17 protein-coding genes and 1 tRNA gene are annotated in these 15,806 nt (G+C 64.0%); 15 read left to right on the forward strand and 3 right to left on the reverse strand.

Features of this window, described 5'->3' with window-relative positions; genetic code table 11:
- Window positions 1-46 precede the first annotated feature (46 nt).
- A complete protein-coding gene (locus ACP15W_RS13765; protein ID WP_424933488.1) occupies window positions 47-2,872 on the forward strand; it encodes an EAL domain-containing protein in 2,826 nt (941 codons plus the stop codon).
- A gap of 192 nt (window positions 2,873-3,064) precedes the next feature.
- Here the strand turns inward: ACP15W_RS13765 and ACP15W_RS13770 are convergent, their stop codons facing one another.
- On the reverse strand, window positions 3,065-3,259 hold the full coding sequence (locus ACP15W_RS13770) for a hypothetical protein (RefSeq protein WP_424933489.1): 195 nt from the start codon (window positions 3,257-3,259) through the stop codon (window positions 3,065-3,067).
- A gap of 75 nt (window positions 3,260-3,334) precedes the next feature.
- Window positions 3,335-3,409 (reverse strand) — tRNA-Thr (locus ACP15W_RS13775).
- 245 nt (window positions 3,410-3,654) lie between these two features.
- Here ACP15W_RS13775 and ACP15W_RS13780 point away from each other — a divergent pair.
- From ACP15W_RS13780 to ACP15W_RS13820, 9 genes are all read left to right on the forward strand, one after another.
- Complete coding sequence (locus tag ACP15W_RS13780) at window positions 3,655-3,816, forward strand: hypothetical protein (RefSeq protein ID WP_424933490.1); 162 nt, start codon at window positions 3,655-3,657, stop codon at window positions 3,814-3,816.
- A 6-nt stretch (window positions 3,817-3,822) separates the two neighbouring features.
- A complete protein-coding gene (gene murA / locus ACP15W_RS13785; protein ID WP_424933491.1) occupies window positions 3,823-5,097 on the forward strand; it encodes a UDP-N-acetylglucosamine 1-carboxyvinyltransferase in 1,275 nt (424 codons plus the stop codon).
- Window positions 5,098-5,105: 8 nt separating this feature from the next.
- Window positions 5,106-5,585, forward strand: coding sequence for a DUF2948 family protein (locus ACP15W_RS13790; protein WP_424933749.1), 480 nt, complete (start codon window positions 5,106-5,108; stop codon window positions 5,583-5,585).
- Between the two features lie 7 nt (window positions 5,586-5,592).
- Window positions 5,593-6,906, forward strand: a complete 1,314-nt coding sequence (gene hisD, locus ACP15W_RS13795) for a histidinol dehydrogenase (RefSeq protein ID WP_424933492.1) — start codon at window positions 5,593-5,595, stop codon at window positions 6,904-6,906.
- Complete coding sequence (locus tag ACP15W_RS13800; protein WP_424933493.1) at window positions 6,903-7,406, forward strand: UPF0262 family protein; 504 nt, start codon at window positions 6,903-6,905, stop codon at window positions 7,404-7,406. The genes hisD and ACP15W_RS13800 overlap by 4 nt, the downstream gene beginning before the upstream one ends.
- Before the next feature lie 5 nt (window positions 7,407-7,411).
- The gene (locus ACP15W_RS13805; RefSeq protein WP_424933494.1) at window positions 7,412-7,885 is read left to right on the forward strand and encodes a low molecular weight phosphatase family protein; all 474 of its coding nucleotides are present in this window, start codon (window positions 7,412-7,414) and stop codon (window positions 7,883-7,885) included.
- A gap of 157 nt (window positions 7,886-8,042) precedes the next feature.
- Window positions 8,043-8,261: a translation initiation factor IF-1 gene (infA, locus tag ACP15W_RS13810; RefSeq protein ID WP_111428650.1), complete on the forward strand. Its 219-nt coding sequence runs from the start codon at window positions 8,043-8,045 to the stop codon at window positions 8,259-8,261.
- Between the two features lies 1 nt (window position 8,262).
- Window positions 8,263-8,877, forward strand: coding sequence for a Maf family protein (locus tag ACP15W_RS13815; protein ID WP_424933495.1), 615 nt, complete (start codon window positions 8,263-8,265; stop codon window positions 8,875-8,877).
- The gene (locus tag ACP15W_RS13820; protein ID WP_424933496.1) at window positions 8,874-9,935 is read left to right on the forward strand and encodes a ribonuclease E/G; all 1,062 of its coding nucleotides are present in this window, start codon (window positions 8,874-8,876) and stop codon (window positions 9,933-9,935) included. Before ACP15W_RS13815 ends, ACP15W_RS13820 begins: the two co-directional genes overlap by 4 nt.
- On the opposite strand, the gene ACP15W_RS13825 is transcribed toward ACP15W_RS13820, so the two are convergent.
- Entirely contained in the window at window positions 9,923-11,239 is a 1,317-nt protein-coding gene (locus ACP15W_RS13825) for a radical SAM protein (protein WP_424933497.1), read from the reverse strand. The genes ACP15W_RS13820 and ACP15W_RS13825 overlap by 13 nt on opposite strands.
- Window positions 11,240-11,371: 132 nt before the next feature.
- Between ACP15W_RS13825 and fnrL the strand changes: the two genes are divergently transcribed.
- The 5 genes from fnrL (at window position 11,372) to ccoP (ending at window position 15,790) form a co-directional block, all read left to right on the forward strand.
- Window positions 11,372-12,121 carry a transcriptional regulator FnrL gene (gene fnrL, locus ACP15W_RS13830; RefSeq protein WP_424933750.1) on the forward strand — a complete coding sequence of 250 codons (750 nt, stop codon included), beginning with the start codon at window positions 11,372-11,374 and terminating at the stop codon, window positions 12,119-12,121.
- Between the two features lie 257 nt (window positions 12,122-12,378).
- Window positions 12,379-13,986 (forward strand): cytochrome-c oxidase, cbb3-type subunit I, encoded by a 1,608-nt coding sequence (ccoN, locus tag ACP15W_RS13835; protein ID WP_424933498.1) that lies wholly within the window; start codon window positions 12,379-12,381, stop codon window positions 13,984-13,986.
- 15 nt (window positions 13,987-14,001) lie between these two features.
- Window positions 14,002-14,733: a cytochrome-c oxidase, cbb3-type subunit II gene (gene ccoO, locus ACP15W_RS13840; protein WP_424933499.1), complete on the forward strand. Its 732-nt coding sequence runs from the start codon at window positions 14,002-14,004 to the stop codon at window positions 14,731-14,733.
- A 12-nt stretch (window positions 14,734-14,745) separates the two neighbouring features.
- Window positions 14,746-14,916, forward strand: coding sequence for a cbb3-type cytochrome c oxidase subunit 3 (locus ACP15W_RS13845; protein WP_424933500.1), 171 nt, complete (start codon window positions 14,746-14,748; stop codon window positions 14,914-14,916).
- Between the two features lies 1 nt (window position 14,917).
- Window positions 14,918-15,790, forward strand: coding sequence for a cytochrome-c oxidase, cbb3-type subunit III (ccoP, locus tag ACP15W_RS13850; RefSeq protein WP_424933501.1), 873 nt, complete (start codon window positions 14,918-14,920; stop codon window positions 15,788-15,790).
- Window positions 15,791-15,806 lie beyond the last annotated feature (16 nt).

Below are 15,806 nucleotides of genomic sequence, written 5' to 3' on the forward strand. Positions count from 1 at the left end.
TCGCTACGAGACGTCCTTGCCCGGCGTGTTGAGCGGAGCGTAGCTTATGGCGAGATCCTTGCGAGACGCCGTCGCGACGATCGGCCTGGCTCTGGCGCTGGCCCTGACGTCGGGCCTCGCCTTCAAGGCGGGCCTCCTGCGCACCGCGGACAACATCATTTCCGAAACCCGAATGGCGCTCGACAAGCGAGCGGCCTCGGGAGATTTCGTCTTTCTTGCCATCGACAAGAAAAGCCTCGATGCGATCCCCGTCTGGCCCTGGCCTCGCTCGATCTACGGCGAGATCGTGAGAGGCCTATCGGACGGTGGAGCCATGGATGTCTATTTCGACATCGATTTCAGCGCAGCCTCCAATCCGGAGATGGACCAGGCCTTCGCCGACGCGATCCGGGATACGGATCTTCTCGTGGTTCTCGCAGCCTTTGCTCAATCCGCTGGCGTGGGTGAATCCGGGAAAGGCGCACTAGCGTTCAACCGCCCCCTGCCGCTCCTCTCGGAATATGCTTGGCTCGGCGCGGTCAATGTCGTTCCGAACCGCGACGGGATCGCCCGGGAGGCGCTGTATGGCATGCTGATCGACGGCGAGGACGTAGCATCCTTTCCTTCACTCATGTCCGGCGAATTCGGGCCGCCGGGCATGGGCTACGCGATCAACTTCGCCATCGATCCCAAAACCGTACCGACCCACTCGGTGATTGATCTCCTGCACGGCGAGATCGACGCAAAAGACCTGTCAGGCAAAACCGTTCTCGTAGGCGCGCATGCACTCGAGCTGCGCGATACTTTCACCGCGCCCGTGGTCGGTGCCATCCCTGGCCCACTCCTGCAGATCATCGCGGCCGAGACCCTGGAGCAAAACCTCGTCCTGCGAACCATGTCGCCCATCCCCGTCCTGGCAGGTCTCTGCGCTCTCGTGATCGCCGCCCGGCTCCGGGGGCGCTGGCGCCGGTTCCGCGGCTTTGCCGTCTTCGTCCTCGCCATGGCGCTCGTCTTGGAAAGCACCGCGACGTACCTCCAGATGCGTCACCAGATCGTTCTCCCAACAGCGGCTCCTCACGTACTGCTCGTCGCCCTCCTGCTCGCCGCCGCCGCGCACGAACTCGAACTGCGCAAGCTGTTCCTTCTTCTCTCTTCACGTGAGGCGCGAAACACCCGCGACATCCTTGCGCGCGTCATCGCCGATAGCGGCGATGCCGTTCTGGTGGTGGACGAAGATGGAAACATCATCGAATGCAACGTGCGCTGGCGGGAGCTGTTCGGTGACTCCGACATCGACGCCTCCGAGGGCGACCTCTTGATCGGCGGTGCGCCACCTGCCCTTTCCGCCGCCATCAGGGAAGCTTTTGCCCCGACGAGCGGCTCGGAGCCCCATGCGCCCGTGCTGCGCGAGATCGAATGGCAGCGGCCGGAAGGAACGCGCCATATCGAGTTCATGGTCACCCGCTCCCAGATCGTCAATTCCCATGGCCACAGGGACGAGCTCGCCGTCGCAGTCTCAATCGTTTGCGTCACGGCACGCGACGTTACCCTGCGACGCGAACAGGAAAACCGGGTCGAATACCTCTCCCGTTTCGACCCACTTACCGGAGCCATGCGGCGCAACGAAATTGCGAACCGCATCGGGGACCGCGTCGCGGCAGCCGAAAGCTCCGGTGAACTCGTCGCCGTCTGGGTGTTCAAACTCCTTCGGTTCAAGGTGGTCAACGGGACACTGGGGCGCAGTGTCGGTGACCAGTTACTCGCGGCCGTCGTGGAACGGCTGAAGGGGTTCGATGCGGGACTGTCCCTGAGCGCGAGGCTCGGCGGAAACGTCTTCGCGATCTACAACGAATGCCGCACCGTCACCCCGGAAGAGCTTACCGACATCGCGGCCCGGATCGCGGAAATCATCCGCATACCCTACGAACTTGAGGGGAACACGGTTTTCACGGATGCGACGATCGGCATCGCCTCCACTCTAGACGCGCGGGGCGAGACAGCCGCCCAAACCGCAGACCTCCTCCTCGACAATGCCGAAACCGCGCTCAACGAGGTCCGGCTGCGGGGTGAGAGCAATATCGGCACGTTCGACACCGGCCTTGTCGACCGCCAGGCCCGCGCGCGCCTCCTGGAACGCGAACTTTGGAAATCCATCGAGAACGGCGAACTGTTCCTCGTCTACCAGCCGCAGATCAATCTCGAGAACCTGAGCTTCTGCGGCGCCGAGGCACTGGTGCGCTGGGTCCATCCCGAACTGGGTTTCGTCTCTCCGGGAGAATTCATCCCTTCGGCCGAAACCAGTGGCTTCATTCAGCAGATCGGCCAATTCGTCCTTCGGAAGGCCTGCGAAGATTTCGCCCGCTCCGGCATTCCAGGTACCATCGCGGTCAATGTCTCGCCACAGCAGTTCCAGCGCGGCGACCTGCTCGGAAACGTGCTCGATGTGCTCGGCGACACGGGACTGCCCGGCACGCGGCTGCACCTGGAGATGACCGAGTCACTCTTTGTCGAGAGCAACGACCGCTTGCGAGAAATGCTGAGCGACATCCGATCGCTGGGCGTCTCCCTGGCGCTCGATGATTTCGGCTCCGGCTTCTCATCCTTCGGCTATCTCTCGCGCTTCCGCATCGACAAGATCAAGGCGGACCAGATGTTCGTCCGCAACCTGGAGGACAATCCGAACAACGAGGGCATCCTGCGCTCGATCAAACTCCTCTCGGACGAACTGGGCACCAAGCTGATCTGCGAGGGCATCGAGACTCAGGAGCAGGCCGACTTCCTGCGCAACATCGGCTGTGACGAAGCTCAGGGTTACTTCTTCGGCAAGCCCATGCCATTCGAAGAGCTGCTGACCTTCGCCCGAGAGTTCGGCACGCAGAAGCGCGCAGGTTAGCACAGCGCGCCTCAGCCACACTCACCGGTGCGCGCACCTTCTCCGGCGACTCGCGCGCCCCGGAATATTTCGCAAGACTGCGGTCCCTCTTCCTGCGCGCGACCGGACCGGAGCAACGATGCATGCGTCCGCAAATCGCCAGTTGACGCGAACCAGTTCGACCCGCCTCAGCGCCCCCGGTTGAGCGAGGCGCTAGATGCCGCTGCGCCGGTCTTCCCGTGCCTGGTAGATCAGGACCCAGGCGAGAAGAATGAAGATCGGATGACCCAACCCGCCCGAAATCAGGATCGAGGGCACCCAGATCAGGAAGGTGATGATCGCCACAAACGGCCGTCCCGCAAGCAGGATCGACAGGGGCGGAAGAAAGAGCGCAAGGACATAGTTCATGCAATAGAAATGGTGAAAACCACGCTGTGTTCAAGATCTGATGGAATTTCGACCATGCCACCGGTGTCCGGAAAGTGGTGCTGCTGGAGAGAATTGAACTCTCGACCTCTCCCTTACCAAGGGAGTGCTCTACCTCTGAGCTACAGCAGCCCGCTGTCTTCCAGTCTGCCTGAGCGGGGCGAGCCCGAAGAGGCGGGCTCCGGAAGAACCCTCATCCGGCCAGCGCCATCAAGCGCGTCGGATGCGCGGCCTTTTATCCGATTCCCGACCGCACGCAAGCCCAATCTGCTGCAAATTCACTCAGAACTCGCCTTTCACACCGATCGCGCGAAAAGCGGAGGCCGGGACACGCACGATCTGGACCCCCGCCCCATGCATGCGTTAAAGAACCCGCCATGAAAGACACGTTTCGTCCCACGGAAATCCCCAAGCACCCGGCGAAGTCGGAGCGATCCGCCAAGCTTGCCGAGGCGCTGCGGGCCAATCTCGCGCGCCGCAAGGCCCAGAAGCGCGCCCGCGCCGAGCAACCGCGCGGCAAGGACAGCCAGGAAGACTGATATCCCATGGACAGCATTCTCGTGCGCGGCGGCGCGGAACTGAATGGCGCCATTCCGATCTCGGGCGCAAAGAACGCCTGTCTCGCGCTGATGCCGGCGGCCCTCCTCAGCGAGGAGCCGCTCACGCTCACCAATGCACCGCGTCTGTCGGACATACGCACGATGACCCAGCTTCTGGAGTCGCTCGGCTGCGAAGTGGCGAGCCTCCAGGGCGGACGCGTGCTGGTCGTGGGCACCGAGCAGATCAGCAACCACACCGCCGAATACGACATCGTGCGCAAGATGCGCGCCTCCATTCTCGTCCTCGGGCCGATGCTGGCGCGCGATGGCCATGCGGTGGTCTCGCTGCCCGGTGGCTGTGCCATCGGTGCGCGGCCCGTGGATCTTCACCTGAGGGGCCTCGAGGCGCTCGGTGCCACGCTCGATCTCCGTGACGGCTATGTCCATGCCGAAGCACGCGGCGGGCTGAAGGGTGCGGTCTTCGAGTTTCCCTTCGTTTCCGTGGGCGCGACCGAAAACCTCCTGATGGCGGCCACCCTGGCCCATGGCACCACCGTTCTGAAGAATGCCGCGCGCGAGCCGGAGATCGTCGATCTTGCCCGTTGCCTCCGCGCCATGGGGGCCGAGATCGAGGGCGAAGGCACCAGCACCATCGAGATCCAGGGCGTCGAGCGCCTCTTCGGCACCACCCATCCGGTGGTCACCGATCGGATCGAGCTCGGCACCTACATGCTTGCCCCGGCGATCGCAGGCGGCGATGTGGAGCTTCTGGGCGGACGGCGCGATCTGGTCACGGCGTTTGCCGACAAGCTCGAGGAAACCGGCGTCGAGGTCGAACAGACCGATACCGGGCTCCGCGTCGCGCGCCGGAACGGCCGCGTGCGGGCCGCGGATATCGTCACCGAGCCCTTTCCAGGTTTCCCGACCGACCTGCAGGCGCAGATGATGGCGCTCATGTGCACCGCCGACGGCGTTTCCCATCTCGAGGAGCGGATCTTCGAGAACCGCTTCATGCACGCGCCCGAACTCACCCGCATGGGCGCCCGCATCGAGGTGCATGGCGGCACCGCGACCGTCACCGGCGTCGAGCGGCTTAAGGGTGCGCCGGTCATGGCGACCGACCTGCGCGCTTCCGTGAGCCTCATCCTAGCAGGCCTCGCGGCCGAGGGCGAAACAGTCGTAAGCCGCGTCTATCATCTTGACCGGGGCTACGAGCATGTCGAAGACAAGCTCTCGGCCTGCGGTGCCTACATCGACCGAATATCCGAGGCAGCCGAATGAGCGACAGGATCGAGGACGCCCGTTTCGAGGACGCCGGTGGCACGCCGCTTCGTCTTGCCGCCGAGGCACAGGAAGATCTGCCCGTGATCTCCGCGCTCCTGCAGGACAGCGTCACCACCCGCGCCGACATGGCCTGGCTGGCGAAGCGCCGGCGCTTCACCGCCCTGCTCAACCGGTTCCGGTGGGAGGATCGCGAGGCCGCGGAGCGCCAGGGTCGGCCCTTCGAGCGCGTGCGCACCATCCTGAGCATCGAGAGCGTGCTCAAGGTGCGCTCCGATGGTATCGACCCGAGCGACAAGGACGCCATCCTGTCGCTCCTCTCCATGAGCTTCACGCCGCTCGAGGATGGCGCGGGCACCCTGACGCTGGTCTTCGCGGGCGATGGCGAGATCCTGCTCGACGTTGAATGCCTCGACGTCAAGCTCGCCGACGTCACCCGCCCCTATGTCGCGCAGGCAAAGACACCGCCGCGCCACGCATTGGACTGAGCCGCCCATGGTCCAGTTTCTCGACACGACGGACGGGGATTTCGAAGCCCGGTTCACGGCGCTTCTCGGCCAGAAGCGCGAGGCGGATGCGGATGTGGATGCGTCCGTGGCCCAGATCCTCGCGGATGTCGAGGCGCGCGGGGATGCCGCCCTCCTCGAAATGACCGCCCGCTGGGACCGGCTCGAGCTGACACCCGCAACCCTTGCCTTCACGGCCGACGAAATCGACGCGGCCTGTGCCGAGGTGCCGGAAGCGGAGCGCACCGCGCTGGAACTCGCCGCCGCCCGCATCCGCGCCTACCACGAGCGCCAGTTGCCTCCCGATGCCCGCTGGACCGACGATACGGGCGCGGAACTTGGCTGGCGCTGGACAGCGGTGGATGCCGCCGGGCTCTACGTGCCGGGCGGGCTTGCCTCCTATCCGTCCTCGGTTCTGATGAATGCCATTCCGGCACAGGTCGCGGGCGTGAAGCGGCTGGTCATCTGCGCGCCCACCCCCGATGGCGCGGTGAACCCGTTGGTGCTGCTCGCCGCGCGGCTTTCGGGCGTCGACACGGTCTACCGGATCGGCGGCGCACAGGCCGTGGCCGCGCTTGCTTTCGGCACCGAGACCATCGCCCCCGTGGACAAGATCACCGGCCCCGGCAACGCCTTCGTCGCCGCCGCCAAGCGCCGTGTTTTCGGGCGCGTGGGCATTGACATGATCGCCGGTCCCTCGGAAGTGCTGGTCATCGCGGACGGCACGAACGATCCCGACTGGATCGCTCTCGACCTGATGGCGCAGGCCGAGCACGATGCCTCGGCGCAATCGATCCTCATCACGGATGACGCGGGCTTCGGACGCGCAGTGGCCGATGCAGTGGCTGCCCGGCTGGAAACGCTGGAACGCCGCGAGATAGCGGGGAAAAGCTGGCGCGACTTCGGCGCGATCATCACCGTGCGGAACTGGGAGGAGGCCGCCGGGCTCTCAGACCGCATCGCGCCCGAACACCTCGAGATCCTGACCGACGATGCCGACGGGTTGGCCGCGCGCGTGCGCCATGCCGGCGCGATATTCATCGGCCCGCTGACACCCGAGGCCATCGGCGACTATGTGGGCGGTCCGAACCATGTCCTGCCCACCGCGCGCTCGGCCCGCTTCTCCTCTGGTCTTTCCGTGCTCGACTTCATGAAACGCACCACCATCGCGCGGATGACGCCTGCGGCACTGGCCGCCATCGGTCCCGCCGCGGCCACGCTCGCCCGCTCCGAAAGCCTCGAAGCCCACGGGCTCTCGGTCCTCACCCGTCTAGAACGCCTCAACGCCAGGGAACGCCCATGACCGGATCCGATACCCCGTCGACCGACCGGCTCATCGAAGTCACGCTCGATGAAGCCGGACTTGCCGTCCCCACTCCCGAGATCGAGCAGGAGCGCAAGGTCGCGATCCACGATCTTCTCGAGGACAACGTCTTCGGCATCCCGAGTCGCGACGGCAAGGACATTCCGCCCGGTCCCTACAAGCTCCGACTCGCCGTGCGCGAACGTCGGCTGGTCTTCGAAGTGGCAACCGAGGCAGGCGGCGAGGCCGGCGAGGTTCATCTCGCGCTTACCCCATTCAATCAGGTCATTCGCGACTATTTCCAGATCTGCGAAAGCTATTTCGACGCGGTCAAGCACCTACCCCCCGCACAGATCGAGGCGATCGACATGGGCCGGCGGGGCATCCACAACGAGGGCAGCCGCCTGCTCATGGAGCGGCTCGACGGCAAGATCACCACGGATGCAGCCACCGCCCGACGCCTCTTCACCCTGATCTGCGTGTTGCACTTCAAAGGCTGAGCGCTGTGATCGGCGACCCGCATTCGGTCTTGTTCTGCTGCAATTACAATGCGGTCCGTTCTCCGATGGCGGAGAACTTCATGCGGAAATACTATGGTCGGCGGATCTTCGTGCAGTCGGCCGGCGTGAAGAACGAACTGGAGGTCGATGGGTTCGCCGTGGCGGTCTGCGCCGAGATCGGCCTCGAGATCGACACGCACCGGGTCCGCTCCTTCCAGGAGATGGAGGAATGGGGCGATCAGATCGGAGCCTTCGACCTGATCGTCGCCCTGTCGCCCGCCGCCCACAGGCAGGCACTTGAATACACCCGCTACTACTCGGTCGATGTCGAATTCTGGCCGATCTTCGATCCCACGGGCCTCGGCGAGACACGGGAGGCCAAACTGGCCGCCTACCGCCAGACCCGTGACCAGATCTCCAACCTTATCCTGAAGCATTTCGGCCCGCCTGACCCCGAACTCGAAGAGAAAAACGGGTAAATTAGGGCCGTCGAGCCGACAAAATCGAGCAGGCCGATCACATTAACCCCAATATTAATCTTCATCGTCCTTGATTCATTGAGACTTAGCCGTCATATAAGCGCCGTCGGAGCGGCTCAGGCCCCTGCGGCAAATCTGTAACAGCATCGGAGCAAACATGGCCAAGGAAGAGCTTCTTGAATTTCCCGGTGTCGTGACCGAGCTTCTGCCAAATGCGACTTTCCGGGTGGAGCTCGAGAACGGCCATACGATCATTGCACATACCGCGGGCAAGATGCGCAAGAACCGCATCCGCGTGCTCGCCGGTGACAAGGTGCAGGTCGAGATGACCCCCTACGATCTGACGAAGGGCCGGATCAACTATCGCTTCAAGTGACGTGGCGACCGCCCTGCCTGCCGCATCGGCTCCCCTCGCGGAGCCGTGCCTGATCCTTGCCTCCGCAAGCCCGCGCAGGCGAGATCTCCTGGCCCAGATCGGGATCAATCCCGCGGGCATCCGTCCCTCCGACATCGACGAGAGCCCGAAGCCACGCGAGAAACCGCGCGACCTGGCCCTGCGTCTTGCACGCGAGAAGGCCGAAGCGGCCATGCTGGCAGAGGGCGAGATCGTGCTGGCGGCCGACACGATCGTGGCGCTTGGTCGCCGCTCGCTCGGCAAACCCGGAAATACCGATGAAGCCCGCGCGTTCCTCCGCCTCCTGTCCGGCCGCCGCCATCAGGTGACCACCGGCATCGCCGTGCGCAATTCCACGCGGCTCTGGCAACGGGCGGTGACCACATCGGTTCGCTTCAAGCAACTCTCGGAGGCGGAAATCGACAGCTACATCAAAAGCGGCGAGTGGCAGGGCAAGGCCGGCGGCTACGCGATCCAGGGGATCGGCGCGGCCTTCGTGCCGTGGATCAGCGGATCCTACAGCAACGTGGTCGGCCTCCCGCTCACCGAGACCCGCAATCTCCTGATGGCGGCCGGCCTGCCCGTGGCGCTCGCATGAAGGGCCGCGAGATCCTGATCGAACCGCTGGGCGGTGGCGGGCTTGCGGCGGCGCTCCGGGTGGATGGCCGGCTCGAAGACCTGCTGATCGATCCGCCCGACAGCGACCCGATGCCCCGCCCCGAGGCGATATACCTTGCCAAGGCAGGGCGCCCGATGAAGGGCATTGGCGGTATCATCCTCGATCTCGGCGATGGCGCGAGCGGCATCCTGCGCGGCGGAAAACTCCCCGAACCGGGCCGCACACTGATCGTTCAGGTCGCGAACTGGGTCGAGGGCGGCAAGGCCTCGCCGCTGACAGACCGCCCGCTCCTCAAGGGGCGCACGGCGATCCTCACCCCCGGCGCACCGGGCAACAACATCGCCCGCAGCATCCGCGACGACGAGCGGCTCGACGCCCTCTCGGCCCTCGCTTCCGAGGCCATGGAAGGCGCGAGCGACAATCTCGGCCTCATTCTCCGCAGCGCGGCACAGGACGCGGATGAGGCGGAAATCCTTGGTGAAATTTCCGCCCTGCGGGCCGATTGGGAGAATGTCGAGAGCAAAGCGGCCCAGGGCGAACCGGGCCTGCTGCGGCCCGCGCCCGACAGTGGCGATCAGGGCTGGCGTGACTGGTTCACCCCCGGCACCACGATCACGGAAGGCAAGCGTGCTTTGGCCGAAGCCGGGCTTTGGGAAGACATCGCCGGGCTCCTGCGCCCGGAAGCCTCCCTGCCCGGTGGTGCCTTCATGTATATCGAGCCCACCCGCGCGCTCGTCGCCGTCGATGTGAACACCGGCCGCGACACTTCACCGGCAGCCACGCTGAAAGCCAACCTCGCTGCGGCAAACGCGCTGCCGCGCCAGTTGCGCCTGCGCGGTCTGGGCGGTCAGATCACGGTGGATTTCGCGCCGCTTCCCAAGGCCGAACGTCGCAAGATCGAAACCGCACTGCGCACGGCCCTGCGTCAGGACGGGATCGACACGGCAATCTCGGGCTGGACACCGCTTGGCAATCTCGAACTTCAACGCAAACGCGCGCGTCGCCCGCTCTCGGAACTCAAGTCTCAGATCGCGTAGCTGTAGCGCTGCGCCTCCCTGTGGAGCGGGTCGAGACAGCGCGCGACACGACGGGCGAGCGCCGGCCCCCTTTCCACGATCCGGAACCCGTCCGAATCCCAGCGGATCCGGGCACCGAACTTTTCCGTCGCCGCTTCGAGACCCGGACGCACGATGTTGCTGAAATCGCCGAACTCGGCCTTCAGCGCCACCAGATCGACCCCAAAGGAACAGACCAGCATCTCGATGGCCCGGCCCCGGACCTTGTCCTCAAGGCTCAGCATCGTGCCGCGATAGGCCGCTGACCGACCCTGATCCACCTGTGCGCGATAGGCTTTGGTGCATTGCTCGTTCTGCACCCGCCCGTGCCGGAAACTCGAAACCGCGGAAGCGCCGATCCCGATCACAGCCTCGAGCCGGTCGTCGGTATAGGCCAGATGCCTGCGCCGGAGTTTTCCCGAATGCGCCAGATCGAGAAGCGGATCGCCGTCACGCGCGAAATGCTCGATTCCCACCGGCCGGTAGCCCGCCGCACTCAACAGGTCGAAGGCCGTTTCGTATTGGGCCTGACGCGCTTCTCCCATGGGCAGATCCCGCTCGTCTATCATCCGCTGACGCTTGGCCATCCAGGGAACATGGGCATAACCCTGCAATGAGATCCGGTCAGGCGCCATTGCGACCACCGCCTCGACGGTCTTGCGAACGTTGTCCTGCGTCTGTCGCGGCAGGCCGTAGAGCACGTCGATCCCGACGTTGCCGACACCGGCGGCGCGCAGGTTCTCCACCACCTTCCGCGTCGTTTCCTCGCTCTGGAGCCGCCCGATCGCAAGCTGCACGTCCTGATCGAAATCCTGAACCGAAAGCGTCGCACGGTTCATGCCCTGGGACACGAATGTCTCGATGGCCCAGGGATCTGAACGGCGCGCATCGACCTCGACGGAGAAATCAACTTCCGACGCAACATTCATGTTCTCCCGCAAGCTATTGCAAATGAAGCCAACATCTCCCGCCGACATCACCATGGGCGAACCGCCGGACATCGCGATCCGTCGCACGACGAGATCGCCCGGCACCTGCTCCGCCATCCAGCGAATTTCCCGGACGAGCGAGCCGACATAGTCGGAAACCTGGCTCCGGCAGCGCACGGCCTGGGTGCGGCACGAACAGAACCAGCAAAGCTGTTCGCAGAAGGGCACATGAATGTAGAGACCGACCTCCGCACCCGGCGTCACCAGCGACAGCCATTCCTCGTCATGCAGCCCTGAAATCTCGGGCGTGAATTGCGAGAGCGACGGGTAGCAGAGATAGCGCGAGACCTTTTCCATCGTCTTTCTGCGGCTCCCGTTAATGCGAGGTGAACTCATGCCTTCAAAATGGCGAGCAGAGAGGCTAGAGTGCCTTGATCGAGGTCAAGATCAGCCACTTTGATGAAGATGTTCCAGGTGAAGCATTCGGACATGACCCAAGGCTCGGCACGAAAGCATCTTCAGCTGCATTGCGGCGACTGTCCGATCCGCCACCGTGCGATCTGTGCCTATTGCTCCAACGACGAGCTTTCCCGGCTCGACAGCATCAAGTCCTACCGCAGCTATGTGCCTGGAGACACCATCGTCTGGTCGGGCGAGAAACTTCCTTTCCTGGGCTCCATGGTCTCCGGCGTGGCAACCCTGTCAAGCACACTGGCTGACGGGCGCCGCCAGATGGTCGGCCTCCTGCTGCCATCCGACTTCCTGGGCCGTCCGGGCCGCGGCACCGCCGCCTACGATGTGGTTGCCGCCACGGAAGTGACGATCTGCGCCTTCCAGAAGGATGCGCTGGAGCGGATGATCCACGACAGTCCGAACCTCGGCAACCGCCTGCTGGAGATGACCCTCGACGAGCTCGACTCGGCACGCGAATGGATGCTGCTGCTGGGCCGCAAGACCGCGCGCGAGAAGATCGCGAGCCTCTTCGTCATCATGGCGCGCCGCGATGCGGCCCTTCACCAGGATTCGCCCCATGACGGGCTCGTTTTTCCGCTCCACATCACCCGCGAGGCGATGGCGGACTATCTCGGCCTCACCATCGAGACCGTGAGCCGCCAGATTTCGGCGCTGCGCCGCGAGAAGGTGATCGACCTCGCAGATGCCCGCACAGTGCGGGTTCCGAAGTTCGAGGCCCTGCTCGATGAAGCCGGCGACGACGCCGATGGCGGCGTGATCGATTGACCCGTCCCGGCACGTCCTGCCGGAATACTCGCTAAAGTTTCAATAGCTGCCACCGCGATCAACCCGATGTTATCGCGTGGTTTTCCGCATGCCCGGATGTCGAAACCGGCATCTGCAATACATCTTTTCCGCTGAATACGAAACTTGATCTGAATCATTGTTCGGAGTTCAGTAACCCGACAAGAGGCTGGCAACATACCCAAAACCCAGGGCCGGATCCTTTTCCGGACTATGCTCGAGGGAACTCAGGAGGCGGAATGCTGGATGGATTGAAGATAACGGCCATGGGCCTTCTGACATTCTTCTTCGCGATGGCGGCGAATTACGGTCAGGATCAGGTCTACCAGATACACGCCCTCCTGCTGATGCTGCTCTCCGCCGTCGGATTCATCTGGATGATCCGCAATGCCGGCTCGGGCGCCCCCGCCAGCATCGACGGCCCGGCGCCGCAAACCGGATACATGGACGAGGTCATCCGCTACGGCGTGATTGCGACCGCCTTCTGGGGCGTGGTCGGCTTCGCCGCCGGGACGTATATCGCCTGGCAGCTCGCCTTCCCGGCTCTGAACTGGGACCTGCCCTGGACGACCTTCGGCCGGCTGCGTCCGCTCCACACTTCGGCCGTCATCTTCGCCTTCGGCGGCAACGCCCTGATCGCCACCTCGTTCTACGTCGTCCAGCGCACATGCGCGACACGGCTCTGGGGCGGCAATCTCGCCTGGTTCGTGTTCTGGGGCTACCAGCTCTTCATCGTCCTGGCCGCAACCGGCTACGTGCTCGGCTCCACCCAGTCCAAGGAATACGCCGAGCCGGAATGGTATGTGGACCTCTGGCTCACCTTCGTCTGGGTCGCCTATCTCGCGATCTACATGGGCACGCTGGTGAAGCGGAAAGAGCGCCACATCTACGTTGCGAACTGGTTCTTCCTCAGCTTCATCGTCACCGTGGCGATGCTGCACGTGGTCAACAACCTGGCGATCCCGGTCTCGATCTGGTCCTCCCAGTCGGTGATCATCTTCCCCGGCGTGCAGGGCGCGATGGTGCAATGGTGGTATGGCCACAATGCGGTGGGCTTCTTCCTGACCGCGGGCTTCCTGGGGATGATGTACTACTTCATTCCGAAACAGGCCGAGCGCCCGGTCTACTCCTACAAGCTCTCGATTATCCACTTCTGGGCGCTAATCTTCATCTACATTTGGGCCGGTCCGCACCACCTGCACTACACCGCCCTGCCCGACTGGGCGCAGATCCTTGGCATGGCCTTTTCGGTGGTTCTATGGATGCCCTCATGGGGTGGCATGATCAACGGTCTGATGACGCTCCAGGGCGCCTGGGACAAGCTCCGCACGGACCCGGTCCTGCGCATGTTGGTGATCTCCGTCGGCTTCTACGGCATGTCGACCTTCGAGGGCCCGATGATGTCGATCCGCGCGGTGAACTCGCTTAGCCACTACACCGACTGGACCATCGGCCACGTGCATTCCGGCGCCTTGGGCTGGAACGGCATGATCACCTTCGGCGCGCTCTACTACCTCGTGCCGCGCCTGTGGAAGCGCGAGCGGCTCTACTCGCTCACCCTCGTCTCCTGGCACTTCTGGCTCGCGACCATCGGCATCGTGCTTTACGCCTCCTCCATGTGGGTCTCGGGCATCATGCAGGGCCTGATGTGGCGCGAAGTCGACGCCCAGGGCTTCCTCGTGAACTCCTTCGCCGACACGGTCGCCGCCATGCACCCGATGTATGTGGTGCGCGCCACGGGCGGGATCCTCTACCTCGTCGGGGGAATCATCATGGGCTACAACCTCTACAAGACCATCGTTGGCGCGGGCGAAACCAAGACCGTCACTGCGGTTCCAGCCGAATAGGAAGCGAGAAGAACGATGTCCCTGCTCAAGAAACACGCCTATATCGAGCGTAACGCGTTCCTCCTGCTGATCCTCAGCTTCCTCGTGGTCACGGTGGGTGGGATCGTACAGATCGTCCCCCTCTTCTACCTCGACAACGTGATCGAGGACGTGGACGGGATGCGCCCCTATTCGCCGCTCGAACTCGCGGGTCGCAACATCTACATCCGCGAAGGCTGCTACCTCTGCCACAGCCAGATGATCCGGCCCATGCGCGACGAGAACGAGCGCTATGGCCACTACTCGCTGGCAGCCGAGTCGAAATACGACCACCCCTTCCAGTGGGGATCGAAGCGCACCGGGCCCGACCTGGCCCGCGTCGGTGGCCGCTATTCCGACGACTGGCACGTGGGCCACATGCATAACCCGCGTGACCTGGTGCCCGAGTCGGTGATGCCCGGCTATCCGTTCCTCGCGGAAACCACGATCAGCCCGGCCTACATCGAGCAGACCATGCGGGCAAACAGGGCAGCGGGCGTGCCCTACACCGACGAGATGCTCGCCCAGGCGCGCGCCGACTTCGTGGCCCAAGCCGACCCGGACAACGGCGACATCGACGCCCTCTTCGAACGCTATCCCAAGGCGCAGGCCCGGTATTTCGACGGCAACCCCGGCCAGATCACCGAGCTCGACGCCCTGATCGCCTACCTCCAGATGCTCGGAACGCTGGTGGACTTCTCCACCTTCGAACCCGAAGCAAGCCGGTAAGGGGAGGCGGATTTGGAAACCTACACGAGCCTCCGGGCCTTTGCCGACAGCTGGGCGCTTGCCTTCCTGTTCCTCTTCTTCGTCGCCGTGATCTTCTGGGTTTTCCGGCCCGGCTCGAAGAAGGTCCACGAGGACGCGGCAAACATCATCTTCCGCAACGAACAGAAGCCGAAGGACGACTGAAATGGCCGATAATCGTGAAGTCGACGCAACGACCAACACCGAGACGACGGGCCATGAATGGGACGGCATCAAGGAACTCGACACGCCCATGCCGCGCTGGTGGCTCTGGACCTTCTACGCGACGATCGTCTGGGGCGTGATCTACACCATCCTGATGCCTGCCTGGCCGCTGATCAACAGCGCGACACCGGGTCTTCTGGGCTATTCCACCCGCCAGGACGCGGAACGTGAACTGGTCGAGCACGCGGAGGTGAACGCACCTCTCGACGCAGCCCTCATGGAACAGGCCATTTCCAAGATCGCCGAAGACCCCGAGCTTCTGAGCTACGCAACGGCGGGTGGGGCTGCGGTCTTCAAGGCGCATTGCTCCCAGTGCCACGGCGCGGGTGCGGCGGGCGGTGTGGGCTACCCCAACCTCCTCGACGATGACTGGCTCTGGGGCGGCACGGCTGCGGATATCGAGCAGACCATCACCCACGGCATCCGCTACGAGGACGATGGCGATACCCGCTATAGCGAGATGCCCGCCTTCGGCGACATTCTGGCCGACGAGGAAATCTCCCAGCTGGTGAACTACGTGCGCTCGATGTCCGGCCTCGATCATGACGGCGAACTGGCCGCACCCGGCGAGACACTGTTCGTGGACAACTGCGCCTCCTGCCACGGCGAGGATGGCAAGGGCCTGAACGAGTTCGGCGCGCCGAACCTGACAGACAGCATCTGGCTCTACGGCGGAGACCCGGAAACCCTCGAGGAAACCATCCGGTATTCACGTTACGGGATCATGCCCTCGTTCAGCTACACCGGCCAGCTCGACGAATCCGACATCCGCAAGGTCTCGATCTACGTCCACACGCTCGGCGGCGGACAGTGAAGCAAATGAGTTCGGC

The organism is Amaricoccus macauensis (assembly GCF_049800915.1).
GTDB classification, from domain to species: Bacteria; Pseudomonadota; Alphaproteobacteria; order Rhodobacterales; family Rhodobacteraceae; genus Amaricoccus; species Amaricoccus macauensis_A.